Genomic DNA, 24,833 nt, shown 5'->3' on the forward strand with positions numbered 1-24,833 from the left:
TGAGGAAAGAGGACACTTTTGCGGCCTCCATATTCCCACGACGAACGCGGATGCGCCAGATCGACACGATTACAAAAGATTTTTTTTAGCCAGCCATTCCGGGGGGGGGGCAGGCCGGCTGCCCCTGCGGGGATGGAACCCCTGACGGCAGAACAGACGGTTTAAAGCGCGCGCAAAGAAATAGTGAACTTCAGCCCACCACCCTCACGGTTGGCAACCTCCAGCTCCGCCTCATGCCGCGACAGCACCCGATCCACGATTGCCAGCCCGAGCCCAGCCCCATTCGCCTGTCCGCGCGCCGTATCCAGACGTGTAAACGGCTTCAACAGCTGCGCGATCTGATCCTCAGGCACGCCCACGCCATGGTCCTGCACCTCAATCACCACCCGCTTGGCCGTATGCATCCCCCGCACCGAGCACTTGATATCAAGCTCGGTCACCTCCGACCCCGGCGTCTTGCCATAGCGCCGTGCATTCTCAACCAGGTTGGCAATCACTCGCTTGAGGTCGGTCGCGTTGCCCAGCACATGCGCCTGTTCAGGGATCTCAGCCGTAACCTTGACATCGGAATGCCGGCCGGCCTCATGCGTGCAATCGGCCAGCAGCGCCGCCATATCCACATTGATAAAGCTGGAAGCCTCGGTTGGCTTGGCATAGTCGAGGAACTGCGCAATGATCGCATCCATCTGTGCAATATCCGACTGCATGCCCTCGCGCGCTTCCTGCGACAGGTTGGCCATTTCCACCTCGAGCTGCATGCGCGCCAGCGGCGTGCGCAAGTCGTGGGAAATACCGGCCAGGATCACCGCACGGTCGGATTCGACCTGCTGCAAGTCATCCACCATCTGGTTGAAGCTGCGGTTGGCCTGGCGCACTTCCTGCGGCCCGACTTCCGGCAACGGCTCCGGATGGCGGCCCTGGGCAATCTCGCGCGCAGCGGCGGTCAGGCGTTTCAGCGGCAGGTTGATCAGGCTGGAAATCAGCGCCGCACCAAGCAGCGACACCAGCGCCACCACACCGGCCCAGCCCAGCCATTCGACCGGACCCTGCAGGCGTTCGCGCTCCAGCATCAGCCAGTAACGGTCGTCGGCAATCTTGAAGCTGACCCAATAGCCCGGCACCCCATTGACTTCCGAGGAAAAACGGGTATCGGCGCCCAGCTTGGCGCGCACCAGGGTCTGGATGTCGGCCATCAGCCCCGAGCTTGGCGGCGGCGCCACCTCGTCGTCGTCCTCCATGGTGAACACGCGGATGCCTTCGTTCGACACCAGCTCGAACAGCAGCTCGCGCCGCAAGTCGGTCGCCGAATGGGTGAGGGCGGCGCGGGTGATGGTCACCACCGACACCACCTGGGCGGCAGTCTGCTGCGCCAGCGGCTCGCGCTGGACATAGTTGACCATGCCGAACCAGGCCGACATGGAGAGCGTGGTCAGCACGCTCAGCAGGAGGAAAGTGCGCCAGAACAGGCCGCTGGTCAGCGACGCCGGGCGTGGCATGCGGAATTTCATCGACAGCCCAAAATCAGCGTGGCTGGCCCTCGGGGATGAAGACGTAGCCCAGGCCCCACACCGTCTGGATGTACAGCGGGCTGGACGGGTCCGGCTCGATCAGCTTGCGCAGGCGGGAAATCTGCACGTCCAGGCTGCGGTCGAACACTTCGTACTCGCGGCCGCGCGCCAGTTCCATCAGCTTTTCGCGCGACAGCGGCTGGCGCGCATGGCGCGCAAACACTTTCAGCACCGAGAATTCGCCGGTGGTCAGGGGCACGGTTTCGCCGTTCTTCTTCAAGGTACGCGTGCCCAGGTCCAGCACGAACTGGCCGAACTCGAAGGTTTGCGGGTGCTCGGAAGGCGCGCCCGGGATTTCGTCCGGCTGCTTGCGGCGCAGCACGGCGCCGATACGGGCCACCAGCTCGCGCGGGTTGAACGGCTTCGGCAGGTAATCGTCGGCGCCCATTTCCAGGCCCACGATGCGGTCCACATCCTCGCCCTTGGCGGTCAGCATGATGATCGGGGTCTGGTCGCCGGCGCCGCGCAGGCGGCGGCAGATCGACAGGCCGTCTTCGCCGGGCAGCATCAGGTCCAGTACCAGCAGGTCGTAACGTTCGCGCAGCCACAGCTTGTTCATGGCGGTGGCGTTTTCGGCGGTGACGACGTTGAAGCCTTGCTCGGTCAGGTAGCGGCGCAGCAGGTCGCGCAGGCGGACGTCATCGTCCACCACCATGATCTTGGCCTGGTGGCCTTGCTGGCCGCCGGTCGCGGCTGGAGGGGTAGTGGTGGTATTCATGGGAAGGATTGATCTTGTTGAATTGTCAGATGCATGTCGCTATGGTAACGTCATATTGATTGCCGGTGCCATACCGGTGAAAACTCATTACAAATTCTTACAAACTTTACCCAGTCGCTCTTACTATGGGAAGTTGTAGCGCATACACTGCGGGCATGGATACGGCAAGTACGACGAGGACGGCGATGAAACTTGGTGCGAAAACAGGAGTGGGCAAAGCGGCTTTGGCGCTGTGCGCCGGCCTGTGCTGCACCTTGATGGCCGGCGCGCATGCGCAGTCCGACCAGCGCGGCCGCCAGCAGGAACGCCGTGAAGCGCCACGCGACTTCCGCGACAATCGTATGAACGACGCCCGTGAGGCGCGCTATCCACGCCAGTATGAAGGAAGGATGGACGATGCGCCACGCATGGTGGACGACCGGGACAACGCAGACTCGCGCCGTACGGGCCGCATGACCCCGGACGAACGCCGCGACCTGCGCCGCCAGATCAATGAAGCGGGCCAGCAAGTGTATTCCCTGCCGCGCAGGCGGTGACTTTGTGACGTTTACGTAACGTTAGGAAAACTTTCGGCCCCAAAAACCTCCGGAATTTGATGTTTTGCGTGTAATATTGATTGCCCGCAAGACAACGCGCCCCGGCGCGCCCATGATCAGGGCACTGGAGGAGGAGCTTTGTCCCAAATTGCACAACAGGAGAGCGCCGGCAACCTGCCGGCCGGTGTAGTCCAGCGCCCCGACGGGGTCTACCTGGACATGCGCCTGCTCGCGCCTGAACTGGTCGCCGCGGTCGATGCCTTGTTCCGCAGCGGCTATGTGCTGCGCGGCCTGGATTACCCGGTGCTGGCGCGCGCCCTGTACGGCGCAGGGGCGGAACTGGCGCCCAATCCCGAAATGCTGGTACGCCTGGGCGACCGGCTCGAGCCATTTCCATCCGCGCGCAAGCCCCTGTACCGCAACGTCAAGATCCGCGACGGCGAGGCGGAATACTTCTTTGAACCGATTTACCTGCCGGCCGAGGAGCTGTCGGACGGCACGTTGCTGCCGGAACGCCAGGCGCAACTCGATTTCGACGAATTCGTCGCCGATATGTGGCTGAAGAATGTGCGCTTCGGCATCCAGGTGGCGGCTGTGCGCGCCGCGCTGGCAGCACCCAAGGGTGAACGCGTGGCGGCGGCCCTCGACCTGGAGCCGACCCCGGCGCAGGACGCGCGCGTGGTTGAAGTGGCGTCCGAGCTGCACCGCAGCGATGCGCCGCGCCAGCGCGCGGACGGCACGGTCGACCTGACCAGCTTCCAGAACCGCTTCCCGCAGATCAAGCAGGGCATGCGCCTGCTGCAAAAACTGCCGGGCGTGCCGGGGGAGCCGGGCCGCAATATCGCCGGCCAGCCGCTGGCCGCGCTGGCGCCGAATGACGTCGATCTGGGCCGCCTTGCGGGCGAGGGCACGGTCATCGCCCGCGAGCCTGACGGCGAATTCCTGGTAGCCGCGCGCGAAGGTTTCCTCAATGTCGACCCGAAAAGCGGGCAGGTGGCGCTGAGCGACAAGATCATCAGCCGCGAAGGCGTGTCCGGCCGCACCACCGGCAACCTGGAGCTGATGGGCGCCTTTGAAGAATTCGGCGACGTGCAGGAGCTGCGCGACGTGAACGGCAGCGACATCACGGTGCACGGCGACGTGTTCGGCAACATCAACTCCAGTGGCGGCACCATCGTCCTGGGGCGCAACCTGGTGGGCGGCCGTGCCATCAATGCAAAGGGCGACATCCGCATCGAGGGCGTGGCCTCTGGCGCCACCATCCAGACTGCCTGCGGTACCGTCACCATCACCGGCCGCGCCGAAAGCTGCGTGATCAGCGCGCCCCGGGTGGTGATCGCGCAAGCCTCCAACTGCGAGATCTTTGCCGACGAAGTAAATATGGAGCTGGCCATCGGCTGCGCCGTCGCCGGCCGCAGCGTCATAGTGGAAAGCGCCGGCCCGCGCAAGAGCAGCGAAATGTTCGTCTATGTGGTGGTGAAAGACGTCGCCGGCCACGACGCCGAGCTGGAAGCGCTGCAGAAGCAGGTCGCTGTGCACGAGGTGGAAATTGCTGCCTGGCGCGCGGAACACGACCGCCTGAATGCCATGTCCGAGGTGCGCAGCTACCTGACGCTGGCGGAAAAGCTGCGCAAGGGCGAGATCCACCTGACGCCGGCGCAGGTGCCGCACCTGAAGAAAGTGGCAGGCGCGGTGGCGCCGCACATCAAGCAGATCGGCCAGCTGGTGCAATCGATCAAGGTGGCGGAAGATGCCATCGCTGGAGCGCGCGCCCGCCGCGACGAATTGGAAGCCCTCAAGCGCGATGCCGCCGCCCGCTCCTCGGTGCGGGTCAGCATGGTCGACGGCGAAGTGCTGGTGCGGACCTTGCCCCTGGGCGAGGCGGTGGCGGCCAACTTCATGGCGCAGCCCAAGGATTACAAAGCCATGCTGCGTGGCCCGCGGCTCGATAGCATGGCCATCTTCGCCGGCTCCACCGGCAGCGTAAACTGGCATGGCGCGGCCCCGGCCGAGGCGAGCGTAGCGTAGTGGGCCGATAGCCGTACAATGGCGCAAGAAGATAACCCGGGAGACAAGGTGCCTGCAGACGCTGCCACGGCCGCCGCGGCGGCTGGCAATCTGCCATCGTCGCTGGTCCAGCGTGCCGATGGTGTGTATTTCAAGGCGGAAGCCCCGGCGGCTTTGCTGCAGGCGGCTGCCAACCAGGTATTCCTGTCCGGCGCCTGCTTCCGGGGCCTGGATTACGGCGTCTTCATCCGCGCCGTGTACGGCGTCGGCCCCGAACTGCCGGAAGGCATGGACGGCCAGCCCCTGTGGCGTTTCGCCGACGATGTCGTGCCATTCCCCAGCGGGCGGCGCGACCTGTACAAGTCGGTGCGCATCGTCGGCGGCGAGGCGGAATATTATTTCGAACCGGTGTTTATTGAAGCCGAAGGCGAGGCGCCGGTTCCGGCCCATCTCGATTTCGGCGAGTTCGTGGCCGATATGTGGACCAAGGGCATCCGCTTCGGCATCGATGCGCCGGCGGTGCGCGAGGCCATTGCCAGCGGCAAGGTGGCGCGCCTGATCGTGGCGCGCAGGCTGCCGCCAGTGCCGGGACGCGACGCCGCCATCGTGGAGGTTTCGGAAAGCATCCACCGCTCCAATGCACCGCGCCTGCTGGCCAATGGCCGCTTCGACCTGCACAGTTTCCAGAACCGCTTCCCGCAAGTGAAAGCCCGGGCGCGGCTGCTGCGCCGCGAGCCGCCGCAGGCGGGCACGCGCGGCTTCGAGCTGTCCGGCATCGTGCTGGAACCGCCGCCGGCGCGCGACCTGGAGCTGGCCACGGTGGCCGGCGAGGGGACTGTGGTGGAACATCATGATGGCGTCGACTACCTGGTGTCTTCGCGCGAAGGCTTCATCAACGTCGACAGCAAGAGCAAGCGCATTTCCATCGGGCCCAAGATCGTCAGCCGCGAAGGCGTGTCCGCGCGCACCACGGGCAACCTCAAGCTCGACGGCGATTATGAGGAATTCGGCGAAGTGCAGGAGCAGCGCACGGTGGAGGGCGGCAATATCACCGTGCATGCCGACGTCTTCGGCAATATCGTCTCGCGCGGCGGCACCATCGCGCTGCAAAAGAACCTGATGGGCGGCAGCGCGACCAACGCCGACGGCAATATCCGCGTGGCGGGCGTCGCTTCCGGCGCGCTGCTGCAGGCGAAAAAAGGCGAGGTGGTGCTGGGCAAGGCGCAGAACTGTGTGATTACCGGTTCGCGGGTGATCATCACCGAGGCTTACAACTGCGAGATCATGGCCGACGAGGTGCTGATCAAGCTGGCCGCCGGCTGCGCCATTGCGGCGCGCCGCATCGAAATCGATAGCGCCGGCCCGCGCAAGCAGGCCGAAATGCAGCTCCACGTGATGGTGCCCGATACCGGCAAATACGACGACAAGCTGGCCGAATGCGCCTTCCGCGCGGACAAGCAGGAGCAGCAGGCGCAGCGCTGCAAGGAGCAGATGGACGCCATCACCGCCGACCAGGAAGTGCGCAACTACCTGCAACTGGCCAGCAAGGTGCGCAAGCAGGAAGTCACGCTGAACCAGGAGCAGCTGGCGCTGTTCCAGAAAATGGCGCTGAAGGTCGGCCCGTCACTGAAGATGGTGGCGCGGCTGCAAGTGGCGATGAAGGAAGCGCAGGCCGCGCAGCAGAAGGAACAGGAACTGGGTGAGCATGTCTACAAGCAGAAACTGTTGGTTGTCGGCGGTGCGCGCTGCACGGTACGCATGGTGGCCGGCGACATGGTAGTGCGCAAACTGGTGTTCAATCCCGACCTCGGGCCGGCCTACCTGCTGCCGCCAAAAGAAGTCAAACTGCGCGTCCGCGCCCCGCTGGGCACGCAGCCCCCGCTCTTCATCGGCAGCGGCGGCCAGTTCGACTGGAGCGGCAGCGCAGCATGAAAGTCGGGGTCAGGTCTGGCGGATTGCCAGACCTGACCCCGACTTTCAAATAGCAGCGTAGCAGGGCATGGCGCCCAGCGGCAGGTCGTGGAACAGGTTGTGGTCCGTGTCGTTGATTGCCCGGTTGGCTTGCAGGACCCGGATCTTGGACAGGTAATCGCCCACCGCCAGCACGCGCGCCATCGGCGTGCGCTGTTCCCCCTTGCGCATGGTTCCCTGTTCGCGGATCGCTTGCGTGATCGAGGGCGGGAAATTCCACGCTTCCGATATGCCGGCCGAAATGGCGAGCGACTCGTGGGCCAGGCGGGCGCGGAAGGTAGTCGAGCCCAGTTCGCCTGGCTTGGCACCAGCGCTGTCGAGCACTGGCAAGGCAGTCAACAGGCCCGCATTCACCACCAGCCCGGCCAGGAAGGCCTCGAACGGATCGACGCCGAATTCCGGCGCCAGCATACGGCAGGCGACGGCGCTTTTTTCGGACTGCTCCCAGATGCGCGGCGCCAGCAGCTTGGTGTAATGGCCCGAATTCAGGTCGATGATGGGGCGGAACGCGACCGTGGTGATCAATTGGCGCAAGCCCTCTTGCCCAACCACGATCACGGCGTGTTCGACGCTGTTGATGCTGGTCACCTCGCCGCTGTTCTGGATGGCGGCATTGGCCAGGCGCAGCACGGACCCCACCAGCACCAGGTCGTTGGAAATCTTGCGCGCGATGTCGGCGCCGGCGAAATTCTCGCTGCGCAGGCTTTGCAGCAGTTGCGGGATCACGCCCGGCATGCGGCGCAGCATGTCGGCCGCATTGTGCCCCGACTGCGCGGCCAGGATCAACTCGTGCAGCACGCGGCCCTCGGGCGCCGTGGTATCGAGCGATTCGTCCTGGTGCAGGCCAAACAGCCAGCGCTGGAAAGTGGCGTTGACCAGGTCCTTCTGTTCGAAATCGGGGCCGCCTTCGAGGGCGGGCGACAGCACCGGGACCGGCGCCGGCGTGGGCGTTGTCCGTGCCGGCGCGGCAGGAGCTGCCGGCTGGGGCCGGCTTTCAGGTGTGGCGAGCAATCGCTTCAGCCATTGGAACATGGGTGCTTTCCCAGCAATTGTTATGAAAGCATTGTAGCCCAGGCTGCAATCTTTGAGGATGGTCAAACTGCTTGCTGTTGCGTAACGGTACGATGGAACAGCGTATCAGCGGAATCAGAGGAGCAATATGGAAGCCGACCTGCGACAGTACCTGACGTTCCGCCTGGGCGGCCTTGAATACGCGCTGGACTACCGCCGCGTGCAGGAGTTGCGTCCATTGAGTGCGCTCGAACGCATTGCGTCGGGCGGGGAGATCGTTGAAGGCGTGGCTTTGTCGCGCGGGGTCATCATGCCCATCGTCGACATGCGCGTGGCGTTCGGCCCACGTCCGCTGGCGCACGATCCGCGTACCGACGTGATCATCCTGCAGCTTTCAACCTGCGTGATGGGGATGGTGACCGATGGTGTAACCGACCTGGTGTCGTTGCCGGCCAGCGCAGTCCACCCCCTGCCGCACGGGGGCGAGGAGGTGGACTACCTGCTGGGGATGGGACAGCTCGGCGAGCGCCGGCTGATCATGCTTGATATCGACCGCCTGATGGCGGTGCGCGCGGCGAAGCGCCCGCGTCAGGCGGCCAGTGCTTCGAGTTGCTCCTGAAGCTCGAGCCATTCGCCTTCCAGCTGCTCCAGCTCCTTGCTGCACTCGACCTGGTCGGCCAGCAGGGTTTTCAGCTTCGGCTTGTTTTCAGCTTCGTAGACGGCCGGATCGGCCAGGGCCGAGTCGATCGCAGCTTTCTGTTCGCTGCGCTGGGCCATGGCGGCTTCCACCTTTTTCAGGCGATTTTCCAAAGGCTTGCGCTGGGCCGACAGGCGCTGGCGCTGCTCGGCTTCCAGGCGCTTTTGTTCCTTGCGGTCGGTGGCGGAAAGCGGCGTGTCCTCGACTGCGCCGGCTGCCGGGGCGGCAGCATTTGCTGCGGCCGGTGCCGCAGCTGCAGGCTTGGCCATCTTGGTTTGCAGCAGCCAGTCCTTGTATTCATCGAGGTCGCCGTCGAATTCGCGCAGGCGGCCGCTTTCGACGATGATGAATTGCTCGGTGGTGGCGCGCAGCAGGTGGCGATCGTGGGATACGACCAGCAGCGTGCCTTCGAACTGCGCCAGCGCATCGGTCAGCGCCTCGCGGGTTTCCAGGTCCAGGTGGTTGGTCGGTTCGTCCAGCAGCAGCAGGTTAGGGCGCTGCCATACGATCAGGGCCAGCGCCAGGCGCGCTTTCTCGCCGCCGGAGAACGGGGCGATCTTGCTGGTCACCATATCGCCAGGGAAGTTGAAGCTGCCCAGGAAGTTGCGCAGCTCCTGCTCGCGCACGGTCGGCGCCATCTTCTGCAGGTGCCACAGCGGCGATTCGTCGTGGCGCAGCATCTCCACCTGGTGCTGGGCGAAGTAGCCGATCACCAGGCCTTTGCCGGTGGTGGCGGTGCCCGTCAGCGGGTCGATGTCGCCGGCGATGGTCTTGATCAGGGTCGACTTGCCGGCGCCGTTCACGCCCAGCAGGCCGATACGCTGGCCTTGCACCAGCGAGAAGGTCACGCCGCGCACAATGGTCTTGTCGCCTTGCTCGGTGTGGTAGCCGCAGTTCACGTCTTCCATCACCAGCAGCGGGTTCGGCGCGCTGACCGGATCGCGGAATTCGAAACTGAATTCGGCAGCCGCGCGCAGCGGTGCCAGTTCTTCCATCCTGGCCAGCTGCTTCATGCGGCTTTGCGCCTGGCGCGCCTTGGTGGCCTTGGCCTTGAAGCGGTCGATGAAGGACTGCAGGTGGGCGCGGGCGCGCTGCTGTTTCTCGATAGCGGAAGCTTGCAGCACCAGTTGCGCCGCGCGCTGGCGCTCGAAGCCGGAATAGTTGCCCGAGTAGCGTTTCAGCTTGCGGTCGTCGATGTGGACGATCACGTTCACGATCTCATCGAGGAAATCGCGGTCGTGGGAAATGATGATCAGGGTGCCTGGGTAGCGCTTCAGCCAGTCTTCCAGCCAGATGATCGCGTCCAGGTCCAGGTGGTTGGTCGGTTCGTCCAGCAGCAGCAGGTCGGAAGGACACATCAGCGCCTGCGCCAGGTTCAGGCGCATACGCCAGCCGCCGGAGAAGCTGGCCACCGGCTGCTGCATCTGCTCCAGCGAGAAGCCCAGGCCGAGCAGCAGTTGCTCGGCGCGCGACTGCACGGTGTAGGCGTCGGCATCGGCCAGTTCGGCGTGGACGTGGGCAATGTCGATGCCGTGCTCCGGCAAATCCGGCAGCGCTTCCAGGCGCGCCAGTTCGGCCTGCAGTTGGCGCAGGTGGGCGTCGCCGTCGATGGCATAGTCGATGGCGGTACGCGGCAGGGCAGGGGTTTCCTGCGCCACGTAGGCCATGCGCCAGCTCTTCGGGAAATCGATGTCGCCCAGGTCCGGGTGCAGCTCGTTGCGCAGCATGGCGAACAGGCTGGATTTGCCGGCGCCATTGGCGCCGATCAGGCCGATCTTGTCGCCCGGGTTCAGGGTCAGGTCGGCGGATTCCAGCAGCGGCTTCAGGCCGCGCATTAGGCTGACGTTGATGAAGCGGATCATTTTCTTTGGTCGTTTCTTTGAAACCGGCAGTGCGGTGTCGGACCCCGCAGGCCAGACACCGCACTACCGGTTTAGAGTTTCAGTTGGTCAGCGGTAAGCAGGAACACCATATCGTCGCCCTGGCTGGTGGTCAGCCAGGTCAAGCCCAGTTCCCCGAAAGCCGCCTCCGCAAACGCTTTCTCATTGCCGATTTCAACGATCAGCAGGCCGTCATCGGTCAAGCGCTCAGCCGCGCCGGCGACAATCTTGCGTACCAGGTCCATGCCATCGGCGCCGCCGTCCAGGGCGATCTGCGGTTCATGCAGGTATTCCTTCGGCAGCTTGGACATCGACGAGGAATTCACATACGGTGGATTGGTGATGATCAGGTCGTACTTCTTGCCCGCCGGGACGTTGGCATACAAGTCCGACTGGATCAGGTTCACGCGGTCCGCGAGTTCGTACTTGTCGACGTTCCTGCGCGCCACTTCCAGCGCATCGCCGGAAATGTCGACCGCATCGACTGCGGCGTCGGGGAAGGCATCCGCCATCATGATCGCCAGGCAGCCGGAACCGGTGCACAGTTCCAGGATATTCGACACGTTCTCCGCATCATTGACCCACGGCGCGAAGTAGTTCGGGATCAGTTCCGCGATATACGAACGCGGCACGATGGTGCGCTCGTCGACGTAGAAGTTGTAGGTGCCCAGCCAGGCCTCATTGGTGATGTAGGCAGCCGGCACGCGGTCGTTGGCGCGGCGCTCGATCACAGCCAGTACTTCGGCGACTTCTTCCGGCTGCAGGCGCGCGTCCATGAACGGCTCCAGGCGGTCCAGCGGCAGCGCCAGGGTGTGCAGGGTCAGGTAGGCCGCTTCATCGTAAGCCTCGGCGCTGCCGTGGCCGAAGAACAGCCTGGCCTTGTTGAAACGGGTGACTGCGTGGCGAATCAGGTCGCGCGGGGTGGTGTACAGGGTGGTATCCATAGTTTTCTTCTTAGCGCAGGAGGTTTTCCAGGGTGCGGCGGTAGATGTTCTTCAGCGGATCGATAAAGCGCACTTCGATGTGCTCGTCGATCTTGTGGATGCTGGCGTTCGGGGGGCCAAATTCTATCACCTGGGGGCAGATCTGGGCGATGAAGCGCCCGTCGGAGGTGCCGCCGGTGGTCGATAGCTCGGTGTCGACGCCCGTTTCATCCTTGATGGCGTGGCACAGCGCCTCGGACAGCGTGCCGCGCGGGGTCAGGAACGGCAGGCCGGACAAGGTCCAGTCAAGCTGGTATTCCAGGCCGTGCCTGTCGAGGATGGCATGCACGCGTTCGCGCAGGCTCTCGTGCGTCGAAGCCGTCGAAAAGCGGAAATTGAAGTCGATGTGCATGTCGCCCGGAATCACGTTGTTCGCGCCCGTGCCGGCCTTGATGTTCGACATCTGCCAGGACGTCGGCAGGTAATACTCATTACCGTGATCCCAGACTTCCGCCACCAGCGCGGCCAGCGCCGGCGCGGCCAGGTGGATCGGGTTCTTCGCCAGTTGCGGGTAGGCGATGTGGCCCTGCACGCCCTTGATGGTCAGGCTGCCCGACAGCGAACCGCGGCGGCCGTTCTTGATCATGTCGCCCAGGGTCTTGTCGGAAGTCGGCTCGCCGACGATGCAGTAATCGATCGCCTCGTTGCGCGCCTTCAGCTTTTCCACCACCTTGATGGTGCCGTCGGTGGCCGGCCCTTCTTCGTCGGAAGTGATCAGGAAGGCGATCGAGCCTTTATGCCCAGGGTTCGCAGCCAGGAATTCCTCGCAGGCGACGACCATGGCGGCAATCGAAGTTTTCATGTCGGCAGCGCCGCGGCCATACAGCTTGCCGTCGCGGTGGGTCGGGTAGAACGGTTCGGACGACCACTTTTCGACCGGGCCGGTCGGCACCACGTCGGTATGGCCGGCAAACACCAGCACCGGACTTTCAGTGCCCTTGCGCGCCCACAGATTGGTCACTTCGCCGGAAATGATGGTCTCGCACTGGAAGCCCAGCGGCTCCAGCCAGGACTTCAAATGGTCCTGGCAGCCCTTGTCGTCCGGCGTGACGGACTCGCGCCCGAGCAGCTTTTCGGTCAGGTCGAGGGTACGGGACGCGCTCATGCCGCGAAAATTTCCTGGTACATGGCGTCGTTGAAACCGACATGCGCTTTCGGGCCGGCGCCAACCAGGACCGGGCGCTTGATCACGGACGGATTCTCCAGCATCAGGGCGACGGCAGCATCGGCGCCGGTAACGGCAGCCTTGCGCTCGTCGGGCAGGGCGCGCCAGGTGGTGCCCTTCTTATTGACCAGCACTTCCCAGTCCAGGGTTTTCAGCCAGGTGCGCACGGTGGCTTCCTCCAGGCCCTGTTTCTTGAAGTCGTGGAAGGTGAAGTCGTGCTGCTGGCCAGCCAGCCATACGCGGGCTTTCTTGACCGTGTCGCAGTTGGGGATGCCGTAGAGAATTATCATCGAGAAGTTGTGCTGGGGCCGCGCTGCAGCCGAAGGACGACATTATATCGTGGCACCGGGGGTGACAAGCCGTGTACGTTTTGCTAATGTTACTGAAGATCATCAAAGGACCAGCTGCATGACTGCCCCGACCAGGACCGAAGCGAAAATTGACACTTCCAATTCGCATTACCTGGAACAGCGGGCGCTGGAACTGGCGCTGTCGCGCGCCGCATCCGAGGGCGAACGCGCCGCCATCGAACGCCTGGCGGCGCTGCGCGCCGAACTGGAGGTGAAGCGTGAAGCGCACAGCCAGCTGATGAACGCCCGCCGCCATGCCCGGGGCGAGTTTTATAGCGACGCCAAGGTCAAGGCCATCAATGAAATGGGCCCGCGCCGCGAGGACCTGGACAAGACAGTCAACCATTACTACGCAAAGCAGGACGGCGCCAAGGGCGTGCTGAAGGTGCATGGCCTGTCGCATTTTGGCGCGGTGACGGTATCGCGGCGCAGCAGCCTTTCCGCAGCCCCGCCGGACATTATTGACGATGTGCGGCAGATGCTGGAGCTGGAGGACGCCTTCGCCGATGCCTGGGCCGCGGCAATTGACGATCCGGCCTACAACGCCGGCCTGGCGCAACGCCGGCTCGATGCGGCCAAAATGTTCCGCACTGCGAGCATGCCAATGTGGCTGGTCTCCCAGCCAGAGTGCCCAATGCAGCGCGATATGGATGCCGCGACACTTGGCCGTGCCTGGAGCAAGCTCGAATCGATCAGCGCGGAGCAGGGGCTGGCGCCGCTGTCCAACTACGTCGGCATTGATGGCCAGGCGGAAGAGGACGGCGCGCCGGCTGCGGAAGTGCTGGCAGCGGTGGATGGACTGCTGGCGGCTATTGGCGCTTCGACGAAAAAGCTGCCGGCTAAAAAGGCCACGCTGGCAGCGCTGGAAGAAGTGCGCGCCATCCTGCAATGGGCGGAGCAGCACCAGGCGCGCGTCTACTTCGAAGTTGAATTCTGAGCGGCGGCTTCAGGTCGCGCTGAAGGCCGGAACGTATATTTCGCTGAACTCGGGCGGGCGACGCTTGGGGCGGCCGCTGGATAGCTCGATGCATACCAGCTCCCAGCGAGCGCGCAGCACGGTAGTGTTGTCGCGCCGGCGCACCAGCTGGAAGCAGCGCTGCATCGAAAGGGAACTGTCGCCAGGTAGCAGCCAGGTACCGAGCAGCAGCTCTTCCCCCTCGTTCGTGGCGAAGATGTAATCGAACTCGCTGCGGCGGATCGCCATGCCGCGATCCAGGCGTTTGTAATCGGCCAGCGTCAGGCCAAGTGCGTTGGAATGCGCCCAGCCAGCTTCCTCGCACCAACGCACGTAGACCGCATTATTGGTGTGGCCGAGACCATCGATATCGCCCGCTCGCGGCGTGACGGGCACGATGAAGGGCGCCGGCCGATCCCAGCAAACTGCCGATTGCGCCATCAGCGCTTCTTGAGGATGGAGCCGAGCACGCCGCGGATGATTTCGCGGCCGACTTGCGAGCCGATGCTGCGGGCGGCGGATTTGACCATGGCCTGCACGGCGGTGTCGCGCTTGCTGCTGCCGCCGAACAGGCCGCCCAGCACGTCGCCCAAGATGGAGCCTCCACCGCTGTCTGCCGGCGCTTCGGCCGGCGCCTGTGCGGTGCCGCGGCCCATCGGGGCACGGCCGCCCGGGGCTGGCGCAGGGCTGGCGCCGGCGCCGCTCACGCGGCCGGTCAGCTTCTCGTAAGCGGATTCGCGATCGACGGCTTTTTCGTACACACCCGCCACGACCGAGTTGTCGCGCGCGGCCTGGCGCTCAGCAGGGGTGATGGGGCCGAGCTGCGATGCCGGCGGCAGCACGAAAGCGCGCTGCACGATTTGCGGCGTGCCTTTCTCGTCGAGGAAGGAAACCAGTGCCTCGCCGACGCCAAGTTCGGTTATCACTTGCGCCACGTCGATGGCCGGATTCGGACGGAAGGTCTCCGCGGCCGATTTAACCGCCTTCTGGTCGCGCGGCGTATAGGCGCGCAGCGCGTGCTGCACACGGTTGCCCAGCTGCCCCAGCACGGTTTCCGGGATGTCGAGAGGGTTCTGCGTGATGAAGAATACGCCCACGCCCTTCGAGCGGATCAGGCGCACCACCTGCTCGATCTTTTGCAGCAAGGCTTTCGGCGCTTCCGCAAACAGCAGGTGCGCCTCGTCGAAGAAGAACACCAGCTTGGGCTTATCGATATCGCCCACCTCGGGCAGGTTTTCGAACAGTTCGGACAGCATCCACAGCAGGAATACCGCGTAGATGCGCGGAGCGTTCATCAGCTTGTCGGCAGAGAGGATGTTCACCACCCCTTTGCCTGCCGCATCGGTTTGAATCAGGTCGTCGATGTTCAGCATCGGCTCGCCGAAGAACTGCTCGCCGCCTTGTTCCTCGATGGCCAGCAGGCCGCGCTGGATGGCGCCGATGCTGGCCGCGCTGACGTTGCCGTAGCTGGTCTTGTAGTCGGCGGCATTGTCGCCCACGTGCTGCAGCATGGCGCGCAGGTCCTTGGTGTCGAGCAGCAGCATGCCGTTGTCGTCGGCAATCTTGAACACCAGTTGCAGCACGCCCTCCTGGGTATCGTTCAGGTTCAGCATGCGCGCCAGCAGGGTGGGGCCGAGGTCCGAAACGGTGGCGCGCACCGGGTGGCCCTGTTCGCCGAACACGTCCCAGAAGGTGACCGGGCAGGCGGCCCATTGCGGGGTTTCCAGTTTCAGCGCTTCCAGGCGCTTGGCCATTTTCTCGCTCGCCGCGCCGGGCTTGGCCATGCCGGACAGGTCGCCCTTGATGTCGGCCATGAATACGGGCACACCGATATCGGACAGGGACTGCGCGATGCGCTGCAGCGTGACCGTTTTGCCGGTACCGGTGGCGCCGGTAATGCAACCGTGGCGGTTCACCAGGCTGGACAGCAAATCGAGGGAAAGGGTGTCGGTTTTGGCGATCGGCAGGGCGGTGCTCATAGGGACAGAATTTCTTGTTGATATGAAATTCCGATCATACCATCAGGCTTGCCGATATCGACTTCGTGTTGCGGACAGCGTGGCCAGGCCAATCAATAGCAGCGCAATCGTTGCGGGCTCAGGAATCGACACCGTAGTCGCCAGGTATTCAGCTCCCGAGCCGGACTGGATGGTGGTGCCTTCAGGGACCAGGAATTCCAGCGTCGCTGTATTCCCGAAATGGGCAAAGCCGCCGAAAGTACCGCTGACCTGCAGCAGTGCTGCGAGTGAAATCGGAACGCCATAATCCAGTGCGAACGTTGCGCTCAGGCCGGGGCTGCTGGCGCTTGCCAGGGGTTCGGGAAGGTTACCGAACCAGTCGGCGACGAGGGCAATATTATTCCCGTCGACAGTCAGGGAAACCGTCATGCTGGCGGAAGTTCCCTGCGTTTCCTCCCCAGCGCCGCCAAGCGTGCCTTCGAAATGCAGGACAACAGTAACTTCCTGTGGGCCGCTAAGTCCTCCCAAAGTGACTGTGTCGCTGAACTGGGCCAGGGACGAGCCAGTACTCATGCTGATGAAGCCGCCGCCCGGTGCAGCGGCATATGAGCTGTCAACACTGGCTTTCAGCACGCCGTAGCCGGCTTGCGCAAGGATCGATCCGTACTGGTCGCTGAAAGTAAGCGCCGTTGTGTCCTGGGCTGTCGAATTGACCACGGCAGGGCACGGTGCGCCGCAGGAAAAGTAGGAAATACTCGACAGCAGCGAGGCCCTGGCCCATGGTCCGCTCAACAGCAAGAAAGTCAGCAGGGACAGGCGTAGTAAGTAATTCATGATCCCCTCCGGAGCGGGCTCGACAAAGTCGATTGCTGTTTGGAGGTGACGCAAGAAATGCACCCGAATAACTAAATTCCATGAATTCAGTTACTTATGGTTGCAGCTTTGTTGGGACCAGGTTTGAGTGTAAAGATTGGCGACACGGCGGGCAAACAATGCCCGCCGCGCGCGTTGCCTGAACTCAGGAGTTCAGGGTGAACTCGGTGAAGGAGGCGTCGGTCGGGGATTTCAGTTCTTCTTCCTCGACAGGTGGTGGCGCTTCCGCGCCATGGTTCAGCAGCCACAGCAAGTTGGTGGCGGAGTCGGCATTGGCCAGCGCCTCATCCTTGGTAATGGCGCCTTCCATGACCAGCTTGTACAGCGCCTGTTCGAAGGACTGCGAGCCCGGCGACAGGGATTTTTCCAGCGCTTCCTTGATCTGGCCGATCTCGCCCTTCTCGATCAAGTCCGAGATGTAGCGGGTGTTGACCATGATTTCGACCGCCGGCGTGCGGGTGCCGCCGCCGGCCGAACGGATCAGGCGCTGCGAGACGATTGCCTTGATGGTCGAGGACAAGTCCTGCAGCAGGGCCGGGCGGTTCTCGATCGGGTAGAAGGAAATGATACGGTTCAGCGCGTTGTACGAGTTGTTCGCGTGCAGGGTGGCCAGCACCAGGTGGCCCGACTGCGCGTACGCCATTGCCGACGCCATGGTCTCGCGGTCGCGGATCTCACCGATCAGGATGCAGTCCGGCGCCTGGCGCATCGAGTTGCGCAGCGCGGTGTAGAAGTCTTTGGCATCGGCGCCGATTTCGCGCTGGTTGACGATCGACTTCTTGTTGCGGAACAGGTACTCGATCGGGTCTTCCAGCGTCAGGATGTGGCCCGAACGCAGCTCGTTGCGGTGGTCCAGCATGGACGCGATGGTGGTCGACTTGCCGGAACCGGTGGCGCCGACCAGCAGCACCAGGCCGCGTTTTTCCATGATCATGTCGGCCAGTACCGGCGGCAGGCCCAGTTCGCCCAGCGGCGGGATGGCCGCAGGGACGAAACGGAACACGGCGGAAATGCTGCCGCGCTGGCGGAAGGCCGACAGACGGAAACGGCCCAGGTTGGCCACGGAGATACCCATGTTCAGCTCATTGGACGTGTCCAGTTCTTCCAGCTGCTCGGGCGAGCAGACCTCAGCCAGCAAGGCCTCCAGGTTTTCGGGCTCGAGCTTTTGCTGGTTGATCGGGATCAGAAGACCGTTGATCTTCAAATGCACCGGCGAGCCTACGGCGAAAAACATATCCGAGGCGTTTTTTTCCTTCATTAGCTGGAACAGGCGGTCCATAGCCATTTTTTGGGTATCTCCTTGTTACGGTTATACGCCGCGCAGCAATTCGTTAATGCCTGTTTTGGCGCGGGTTTGCGCATCGACGCGCTTGACGATGACGGCGCAGTACAGGCTGTACTTGCCATCGGCCGACGGCAACGAGCCCGAAACCACCACGGAGCCGGCCGGCACACGGCCGTAGAATACCTCGCCGGTGGTGCGGTCGTAAATCTTGGTCGACTGGCCGATGTACACGCCCATCGAAATGACCGAGTTTTCTTCCACAATCACGCCTTCCACGATCTCGGAACGGGCGCCGATGAAGCAGTTGTCTTCGATGATGGTCGGGTTGGCCTGCATTGGCTCCAGCACGCCGCCGATGCCCACGCCGCCGGACAGGTGCACGTTCTTGCCGATCTGCGCGCAGGAACCCACGGTGGCCCAGGTGTCGACCATCGCGCCTTCGTCAACGTAGGCGCCGATGTTCACGTAGGAAGGCATCAGCACCACGTTCTTGCCGATGAAGGAACCGCGGCGCGCCACAGCTGGCGGCACCACGCGGAAGCCGCCCTTGGCGAAATCTTCGGCCGAGTAGTTGGCGAACTTGGTAGGAACCTTGTCGTAGAACTGCATGGTGCCGTCGGACGGCATGACCACGTTGTTCTCCAGGCGGAACGACAGCAGCACGGCCTTCTTGACCCACTGGTTGACGATCCAGGCGCCGTTTTCTTTCTGGGCTACGCGCAGCGAGCCGTTGTCCAGGCCGGCCAGCACGTGGCTGACGGCGTCGCGCACTTCGGCAGTGGCGTTGGACGGGTTGATCTCGGCGCGGTTGTCCCACGCGGCTTCAATAATTTGCTGGATGCTCATGATTTCTTCAGTTGTTGGCAGAATTGGACGATACGGCGCGCCGCTTCCAGGCCTTCCCCGGTTTCGGCAACCAGCGCCATGCGGATGCGGTTGCGGCCCGGGTTGCTGCCGTGGGCGTCGCGCGCCAGGTAACTACCCGGCAGCACGGTGACATTGTACTCGGCGTGCAGGCGGCGCGCGAATTCGGTGTCGGACAGGCCGCTGCGGGTCACGTCGGCCCACAAATAGAAGCCGGCGTCCGGCATTTGCACCTCCAGCACCTCCTGGATAAGGGGTGTGATGGCGGCGAACTTAGCGCGGTATTGTGCGCGGTTTTCCTCGACATGGGTTTCGTCGGCCCAGGCGGCGACAGAGGCGGCCTGCACATGCGGGCCCATGGCGCCGCCGTGGTAGGTGCGGTACAGCAGGAATTTCTTCAGCACTTGCGCATCGCCGGCCACGAAGCCGGAGCGCATGCCCGGCACATTCGAACGCTTGGACAGGCTGGAAAACACCACCAGGCGGGCATATGGCTCGCCTTCCCTGGTCAGGCCCAGAATATTGGCGGCCTGCATGGCGCCCAGCGGCGGCTCGTCGCCATGGTAGATCTCCGAATAGCACTCGTCGGCGGCGATGATGAAGTTATAGCGTTCCGACAGCGCGAACAGGTGCTCCCAGTCGGTCAGCGTCAGCACGGCGCCGGTCGGGTTGCCCGGCGAGCAGAGATACAGCAGGCGTACGCGCTGCCAGACTGCTTCCGGCACGCTGTCGTAATCCGGGGAGAAGTTGCGGGCCGGGTCGGAATTGACGAAATACGGCTCGGCGCCGGCCAGGAAAGCCGCGCCTTCATAGATCTGGTAGAACGGGTTAGGGCACATCACCAGCGCGCCGGTATCGGGCGCGATCACCGTCTGCGCGAACGAGAACAGTGCCTCGCGCGAACCGTTCACCGGCAGCACCTGGGTAGCGCGGTCCAGCGTCGGCAGGCCGTAGCGGCGCTCCAGCCAGGACGCGATGGCATTGCGCAGCGCCTCGCTGCCGGCCGTTACCGGGTAGTTGGCCAGGCCATCCAGGTTATCGATCAGTGCCTGGCGGATGAAGGCCGGGGTGGGGTGCTTCGGCTCGCCCATGCCCAGGCTGATCGGCTTGAAAGCGGGGTTGGGCGTGCTGCCGGCGAAGAGCTGGCGCAGTTTTTCAAACGGGTAGGACTGCAGCTTGTCGAGATGTGGATTCATGGCGCGTACGGCTGGTTGAACCATTGATTATAGCCGTACTGGGCAACTGTGGCGTTGCTGCAAAATTGACAAGAGGCTATGATCGATACATGAAGGCCACAACTCCCGAACCTGACCTGCTCGTGCAGGAAACTGTACGCGATGCCGCCGTGACCCGGCGTGTCGGGCAGTTACGCTTGATCGCCGGCCTGATGCAAGGCGCTATATTGTATTTTTTATATCGCGCGCAGCAATCTGGCGCCTGGCCCGCGAATCAGGCCGCACTGTATTTGCCGCTGGTGCTGGCCGCGATCGTGCTGCCGGCGCTGCTGATTTCCAGCCTGGGCCACCTGGAACGGCGGCCATTGGCCTTGTGGCTGGGGGCCGCTGCCGCAGTACTGGCCATGGTTGGCATGCATGACGCCTGGCGCAATGCCCTCGACCACGCGCCCGTGCTGCGCCCAAGCTTCCTGGTGTTCCCGTTCTGCATAGGCTTCTTCTTCGTCGCCCACAGCCTGGTGATGGCCGGTGCACACGACCGGCGCTGGGTCGCGCATTACGCCACCTGCTTTGAAAGCGCCTGGAAGCTCGCCATCCAGCTATTGTTCGCCGGCTTATTCCTGCTTGGCGTGTGGCTGGTGATGTGGATGGGCGCGGCACTGTTTGGCCTGTTGAAGCTGGATTTCCTCGAACGGCTGCTGTTGAAGTCCTGGTTCTCGGTACCGCTGGTGTGCGTGGCGTTTTCCAGTGCCATGCATACCACCGACGTGCGGCCTGCCATCGTGCGCGGCATCCGCAGCCTGTTGCTGGTGCTGATGGCGTGGATCCTGCCGATCGCCATGCTGCTGGTCGGCGGCTTCCTTGCGTCGTTACCGTTTACCGGCCTTGAGGTCTTGTGGCAGACGCGCCACGCCACGGCCGTACTGCTGGCAAGTTGCGCGGTGCTGGTGGTGCTGGTCAATGCCGCTTTCCAGGCCGGCGACGCGGCGGGCGGGCTGGCGCGCATCGTGCGCCTTGCGGCCCGGGTAGCATGCTTCTTGCTGACGCCGCTGGCGGTGCTGGGCGTGTATGCGCTTGGCTTGCGGGTGGCCGATTACGGCTGGACGCCGGACCGGGTGATCGCGGCAGCCTGCCTGCTGGTGGCCTTGTCCTATGCCGGCGGATACCTGCTTGCCGCGGTGCGCCGTGGCGGTCCCTGGCTGGATGGCCTGCGCCAGGTGAATATTGCCGCAGCATTCCTGTCGCTGGCGGTGTCGCTTGCCATGTTCACGCCGGTCGCCGATCCGGCCCGCATTTCCGTGGCCGACCAGGTGGCGCGCCTGGCGCGCGGCGCCACGCCTGCCGACAAGTTCGACTACGGATTCCTGCGTTACCATGGCGCGCGTTACGGCATGCAGGCATTGCAGGCGCTGGCTGCACGCGGCGCAGGTCCTCAGGCCGCGGCCGTACGTATTCGCGCGGCCGATGCACTGGACGAGCGTTATGAGGGCGGGACGGCAGCGCGGGCATCTGCTCCAGCCGCCGGGCCGCCTGACCTCCGCGTGTGGCCAAAGGGCGCGCAATTGCCGGCTGGCTTCCTTACGCAGGATTGGATGAGGACGTGGCAACCGTACACGCCGCCAAGCTGCATGCGCGGTTTGGGCAGGCGCTGTGATGCCATCGTGCTTGATGGCGATGGCGATGGCCGGCCGGATGTGCTGGTGCTGGGTGAGGAGCGCGGCGACGGCGCCGCACTGCTATCGGAGCGAAATGGCAAATGGGAAGTCATCGGCCGGCCGTCAACGGCCCTCGCCGGTTGCCCGCGCTTGCAGCAACGCTTGCGGGCCGGCCAGTTCAAACTCTCTCCCACGCCCTTGCGCGACATCGAGGTGGACGGCCAGCGCATCGTCCTGGTACCGCCGGAACCCGAGCTGCCTGATTGCGCGCCGCGCTAGCCGCCGGCCACGCCCTGGCTCGCCAGCAGCGCCGTCATCCGGCGCCAGTGCGAGCCGCGCCAGAAAACGCCCCGGCAAACGTCGCAAGTCAGGAATTGCTCCTGCGAAGCCCGCACCGATGGCGGCAATTGCGCCGCCACATCGGCCTTCGCCACTTGCCGCAGCGGCGCATTGCAGGCCAGGCAAAGCGTAAACGGCCGCGCGCTGGCTGCCAGGTCCAGGCGCCGGAAGATCTCCGCAAACTGCTCCGCAGGCTTCAACGCCCGCACATAGCAGCCATGCGTGATCCCGCGCCGCTTCAGCAGGTCGCGGTCGCGGGTGAGGGCAACGCGCCCTTCCTCCTCCGACAGCGAGGCCACGGTCGGATCGTCAATCCGGTTGTCATACAGCGTGTCGAAGCCCGCCATGCGCAGCAGCCGCGCCAGCCCGCCCAGATGGGCGTCGGCCACGAAACGCATCACACGCAAAGGTTCGGCGCGCACCCGCAACAGGGGTCGCACGTCGAAAGCCTCGAACTTGGGATAGACCGCCACCCGGTCGCCATCGCACAGGATGCGCTCGAAGCCCGATGATTCGCCGTTGACCAGGATCAGTTCAACCTCGGTATGCGGCACGCCGAGCGCCTCGATCATGTGCTTGGTGGTAGCGGCACGGGCGCACGTCACCGTGAATTCAACCTTGCGACGCCCGCGCGGCAGGAAGTCGTTTAGTTCTTCGTAGAAGCGGAAGGTGGCGCTGACCATGCGTCAGTATAAGGTGATTGCGCTGGCTGTCGCTGGTTCCGGGCGATCTCTGCCTTCAGCCATTTACGGAATGCCCGCACCTGCGGTTTTTGCATGGCGTGTGGAGGGATCACCAAATAGTATTCGTCCGCGCAAGGTATGGCGAGGTCGAACAGGCGCACCAGATGTCCCGAGGCAATCTCCTGCATTGCCACGATATGACGCACCAGCGCTACCCCGTCACCGTCGACGGCGGCACGAATCTGCATGGATAAGTCATCGAACATGACACCGCCGGAGGGTTCAGGCAGGCAGAGTTCGGCCGCCTGGAACCACGGTGTCCAGGGGTCCTCCGAACGCAGCAGGGTGGCCTGTTCCAAGTCACTTGGACAGCGCGGCAATTCGCCCTGACGGTAACGCGGGCTCGCTACAGGATAGAGCACCTCGCCGCTCAGGCGCTCCGTTTCCAGCCCGGGATATTTGCCGCGTCCGAAACGGATGCCGATATCGATCCCTTCCTGCGCCAGGTCCTGTAACTGCTGGCCGACTTGCAGGATTACTTCAACCTCTGGATGTTGTTCGATAAATTGCCGCAGCCGGGGCGCCAGCCAGCGTGCCGCAAAGGAGGGGATCGATGTCACGCTCAAGCGCTGCAACCCTTGCTGCGGTCGCAACTCGGCCGCGCCATCCGCCAACTCCGCCAGGCAGCGCGCCACGGTAGCGGCATAGCGTTGTGCCTCAGGCGTCGCAGTGACCTGTCGCCCATTGCGGGTGAACAGTTGCACGCCCAGCTCCTCTTCCAGGGTTCTTACCTGATGGCTGATTGCTCCGTGCGTCAGGCACAGTTCCGCCGCCGCGCGCGAAAAATTATCGTGGCGAACCGCCGCCTCAAAGGCGCGCAGTGCGGAAAGGTTGGGAAGTCGCATGTGAGTGGTATTAGCAAGGCGGTCAAAAATATATCGTTTTGGCTAGTAATTGGCAAGCAATATCATGCGCTTACTGTTAACCAAACCCGAGCATTACCATGAGTTTCAAACTATATGTAGACAGCCAGTTCATCAGTCCTTACGCCATTTCCGCTTTTGTTGCCCTGCGCGAAAAAGGCCTGGAGTTTGCGATCGAGACCGTCGACCTGGATGCCGGCCAGAACAAGGAATCGTCCTATACCGCCAAGGCCCTGACCGGCCGCGTGCCCTGCCTGGTGCACGACGACTTCATGCTGACCGAGTCGAGTGCCATTACCGAATACCTGGAAGAGATGTACCCTGCACCGAGATACCCGAGCTTGTACCCGGTGCAGACGGAGAAGCGTGCCATTGCTCGCCAGATCCAGGCCTGGATTCGCAGCGACCTGCTGGCGCTGAGGGAAGACCGCAGCACCTACACGGTGTTCTACAAACGGGCGGACCAGCCCGAACAGCCGCTCTCGCCCGCCGCCCAGGCGGCCGCGGACAAGCTGCTGCGGCTGGCCGACCGCGTGGTCAACGGCGATTGCCTGTTCGGTAGCTGGTGCATTGCCGACACTGACCTCGCCATCATGCTGAGCCGCCTGGTGGTGAACGGCGACCCGGTGCCGCAAAAACTCAAGGATTACGTGGCCTTCCAGTCTCAGCGCGACTCCTTGCAAGCGTGGCTGAAGAAAATCAACCCGGTGCCATTGCAGCACACGAAGACGTTGGGCACCTGAAAGACCACGGCAGTCGTCAGGGGGGGCGGGCGCGGCGTCGGGCCGGCTCTATGCAACGGCCGCGCCGGCGCGCATCGGGCACTCCTCCATCTGCGCACCGAGGCGGCGCACCAGCTCGCCGCGCAGTTCCTGCAGGCCGCCGATGCGGCGGTCAATATCGGCCAGCTTGCCCTGCAGGGCCTCACGCAATGCCGCGGCGGTGGCTGCGCTGTCGCGGGCCGGGGCCAAGAGCAGGGGCAGGTCGGCTTCGATCTCCTGCAAGGTAAAGCCCAGTGCCTGCGCCAGGCGGATATAGCGCAGCCAGTCGGCCGCTTCCTCCGGATAGTCGCGGTAGCCGTTGACGCTGCGGCGCGCGGCCAGCAAGCCACGCTTCTCGTAATAGCGCAAGGTATCGCGGCTGAGGCCTGTCGCCTCGGCCAGTTCGCCGATCTGCATGCTGCTGCTCCCAAAAAAGTGCTTGACCATGGAGTGTACTCCAAGGTTTAAGCTGCGCA

Annotated in this window: 23 protein-coding genes; 7 read left to right on the forward strand and 16 right to left on the reverse strand. The window is 63.8% G+C overall.

What is annotated here, in order from left to right; all coding sequences use genetic code 11:
* Nucleotides 1-161 precede the first annotated feature (161 nt).
* On the reverse strand, nucleotides 162-1,496 hold the full coding sequence (locus ASE26_RS28665) for a sensor histidine kinase (RefSeq protein ID WP_229207266.1): 1,335 nt from the start codon (nucleotides 1,494-1,496) through the stop codon (nucleotides 162-164).
* A gap of 25 nt (nucleotides 1,497-1,521) precedes the next feature.
* A complete protein-coding gene (gene ompR, locus ASE26_RS28670) occupies nucleotides 1,522-2,286 on the reverse strand; it encodes a two-component system response regulator OmpR (RefSeq protein ID WP_055935850.1) in 765 nt (254 codons plus the stop codon).
* Nucleotides 2,287-2,471: 185 nt separating this feature from the next.
* Here ompR and ASE26_RS28675 point away from each other — a divergent pair, with 185 nt between their 5' ends.
* From ASE26_RS28675 to ASE26_RS28685, 3 genes are all read left to right on the forward strand, one after another.
* On the forward strand, nucleotides 2,472-2,822 hold the full coding sequence (locus ASE26_RS28675; protein WP_156410024.1) for a hypothetical protein: 351 nt from the start codon (nucleotides 2,472-2,474) through the stop codon (nucleotides 2,820-2,822).
* Nucleotides 2,823-2,960: 138 nt separating this feature from the next.
* Complete coding sequence (locus tag ASE26_RS28680) at nucleotides 2,961-4,850, forward strand: flagellar assembly protein A (protein ID WP_156410025.1); 1,890 nt, start codon at nucleotides 2,961-2,963, stop codon at nucleotides 4,848-4,850.
* A gap of 48 nt (nucleotides 4,851-4,898) precedes the next feature.
* A complete protein-coding gene (locus ASE26_RS28685) occupies nucleotides 4,899-6,761 on the forward strand; it encodes a flagellar assembly protein A (protein ID WP_229208218.1) in 1,863 nt (620 codons plus the stop codon).
* A 45-nt stretch (nucleotides 6,762-6,806) separates the two neighbouring features.
* Here ASE26_RS28685 and ASE26_RS28690 read toward each other — a convergent pair whose 3' ends face one another.
* On the reverse strand, nucleotides 6,807-7,832 hold the full coding sequence (locus tag ASE26_RS28690; protein WP_057247374.1) for an HDOD domain-containing protein: 1,026 nt from the start codon (nucleotides 7,830-7,832) through the stop codon (nucleotides 6,807-6,809).
* 127 nt (nucleotides 7,833-7,959) lie between these two features.
* Here ASE26_RS28690 and ASE26_RS28695 point away from each other — a divergent pair, with 127 nt between their 5' ends.
* Nucleotides 7,960-8,430 carry a chemotaxis protein CheW gene (locus ASE26_RS28695; protein ID WP_055935861.1) on the forward strand — a complete coding sequence of 157 codons (471 nt, stop codon included), beginning with the start codon at nucleotides 7,960-7,962 and terminating at the stop codon, nucleotides 8,428-8,430.
* Here ASE26_RS28695 and ASE26_RS28700 read toward each other — a convergent pair.
* From ASE26_RS28700 to ASE26_RS28715, 4 genes are all read right to left on the reverse strand, one after another.
* A complete protein-coding gene (locus tag ASE26_RS28700) occupies nucleotides 8,400-10,370 on the reverse strand; it encodes an ATP-binding cassette domain-containing protein (protein ID WP_055935864.1) in 1,971 nt (656 codons plus the stop codon). The genes ASE26_RS28695 and ASE26_RS28700 overlap by 31 nt on opposite strands.
* Before the next feature lie 71 nt (nucleotides 10,371-10,441).
* The gene (gene prmB, locus ASE26_RS28705; protein ID WP_055935866.1) at nucleotides 10,442-11,332 is read right to left on the reverse strand and encodes a 50S ribosomal protein L3 N(5)-glutamine methyltransferase; all 891 of its coding nucleotides are present in this window, start codon (nucleotides 11,330-11,332) and stop codon (nucleotides 10,442-10,444) included.
* Between the two features lie 10 nt (nucleotides 11,333-11,342).
* Complete coding sequence (gene dapE / locus ASE26_RS28710; protein WP_057247375.1) at nucleotides 11,343-12,476, reverse strand: succinyl-diaminopimelate desuccinylase; 1,134 nt, start codon at nucleotides 12,474-12,476, stop codon at nucleotides 11,343-11,345.
* Nucleotides 12,473-12,826, reverse strand: coding sequence for an ArsC family reductase (locus tag ASE26_RS28715; protein WP_055935872.1), 354 nt, complete (start codon nucleotides 12,824-12,826; stop codon nucleotides 12,473-12,475). The genes dapE and ASE26_RS28715 overlap by 4 nt, the downstream gene beginning before the upstream one ends.
* A gap of 118 nt (nucleotides 12,827-12,944) precedes the next feature.
* Between ASE26_RS28715 and ASE26_RS28720 the strand changes: the two genes are divergently transcribed.
* A complete protein-coding gene (locus tag ASE26_RS28720) occupies nucleotides 12,945-13,823 on the forward strand; it encodes a hypothetical protein (protein WP_055935876.1) in 879 nt (292 codons plus the stop codon).
* Nucleotides 13,824-13,832: 9 nt separating this feature from the next.
* Here the strand turns inward: ASE26_RS28720 and ASE26_RS28725 are convergent, their stop codons facing one another.
* From ASE26_RS28725 to dapC, 6 genes are all read right to left on the reverse strand, one after another.
* Entirely contained in the window at nucleotides 13,833-14,282 is a 450-nt protein-coding gene (locus tag ASE26_RS28725; protein ID WP_200953846.1) for a thioesterase family protein, read from the reverse strand.
* Nucleotides 14,282-15,820, reverse strand: coding sequence for a helicase HerA-like C-terminal domain-containing protein (locus tag ASE26_RS28730; protein WP_055935884.1), 1,539 nt, complete (start codon nucleotides 15,818-15,820; stop codon nucleotides 14,282-14,284). The genes ASE26_RS28725 and ASE26_RS28730 overlap by 1 nt, the downstream gene beginning before the upstream one ends.
* A gap of 42 nt (nucleotides 15,821-15,862) precedes the next feature.
* Nucleotides 15,863-16,633 (reverse strand): PEP-CTERM sorting domain-containing protein, encoded by a 771-nt coding sequence (locus tag ASE26_RS28735; RefSeq protein WP_057247376.1) that lies wholly within the window; start codon nucleotides 16,631-16,633, stop codon nucleotides 15,863-15,865.
* Between the two features lie 184 nt (nucleotides 16,634-16,817).
* Nucleotides 16,818-17,957, reverse strand: a complete 1,140-nt coding sequence (locus ASE26_RS28740) for a PilT/PilU family type 4a pilus ATPase (RefSeq protein ID WP_055935890.1) — start codon at nucleotides 17,955-17,957, stop codon at nucleotides 16,818-16,820.
* Between the two features lie 24 nt (nucleotides 17,958-17,981).
* On the reverse strand, nucleotides 17,982-18,803 hold the full coding sequence (gene dapD, locus ASE26_RS28745; RefSeq protein ID WP_055935893.1) for a 2,3,4,5-tetrahydropyridine-2,6-dicarboxylate N-succinyltransferase: 822 nt from the start codon (nucleotides 18,801-18,803) through the stop codon (nucleotides 17,982-17,984).
* The gene (gene dapC, locus ASE26_RS28750) at nucleotides 18,800-20,017 is read right to left on the reverse strand and encodes a succinyldiaminopimelate transaminase (protein ID WP_055935898.1); all 1,218 of its coding nucleotides are present in this window, start codon (nucleotides 20,015-20,017) and stop codon (nucleotides 18,800-18,802) included. The genes dapD and dapC overlap by 4 nt, the downstream gene beginning before the upstream one ends.
* 89 nt (nucleotides 20,018-20,106) lie before the next feature.
* Between dapC and ASE26_RS28755 the strand changes: the two genes are divergently transcribed.
* Nucleotides 20,107-21,930, forward strand: a complete 1,824-nt coding sequence (locus tag ASE26_RS28755; RefSeq protein WP_082507533.1) for a DUF4153 domain-containing protein — start codon at nucleotides 20,107-20,109, stop codon at nucleotides 21,928-21,930.
* Here the strand turns inward: ASE26_RS28755 and ASE26_RS28760 are convergent.
* Together ASE26_RS28760 and gcvA are read right to left on the reverse strand one after the other, a co-directional pair.
* Nucleotides 21,927-22,673: a Mut7-C RNAse domain-containing protein gene (locus ASE26_RS28760; RefSeq protein ID WP_055935900.1), complete on the reverse strand. Its 747-nt coding sequence runs from the start codon at nucleotides 22,671-22,673 to the stop codon at nucleotides 21,927-21,929. The two genes, ASE26_RS28755 and ASE26_RS28760, sit on opposite strands and share 4 nt — an antisense overlap.
* Entirely contained in the window at nucleotides 22,637-23,578 is a 942-nt protein-coding gene (gene gcvA, locus ASE26_RS28765; RefSeq protein ID WP_055935902.1) for a transcriptional regulator GcvA, read from the reverse strand. The genes ASE26_RS28760 and gcvA overlap by 37 nt, the downstream gene beginning before the upstream one ends.
* Before the next feature lie 98 nt (nucleotides 23,579-23,676).
* Between gcvA and yfcF the strand changes: the two genes are divergently transcribed.
* Nucleotides 23,677-24,339 (forward strand): glutathione transferase, encoded by a 663-nt coding sequence (gene yfcF / locus ASE26_RS28770; RefSeq protein ID WP_055935905.1) that lies wholly within the window; start codon nucleotides 23,677-23,679, stop codon nucleotides 24,337-24,339.
* A 48-nt stretch (nucleotides 24,340-24,387) separates the two neighbouring features.
* Here the strand turns inward: yfcF and ASE26_RS28775 are convergent, their stop codons facing one another.
* The gene (locus tag ASE26_RS28775) at nucleotides 24,388-24,804 is read right to left on the reverse strand and encodes a MerR family transcriptional regulator (RefSeq protein ID WP_373922097.1); all 417 of its coding nucleotides are present in this window, start codon (nucleotides 24,802-24,804) and stop codon (nucleotides 24,388-24,390) included.
* Nucleotides 24,805-24,833: the final 29 nt, after the last annotated feature.

Origin of the sequence: Duganella sp. Root198D2, assembly GCF_001428585.1 — a bacterium.
Classification (GTDB): domain Bacteria; phylum Pseudomonadota; class Gammaproteobacteria; order Burkholderiales; family Burkholderiaceae_D; genus Rugamonas.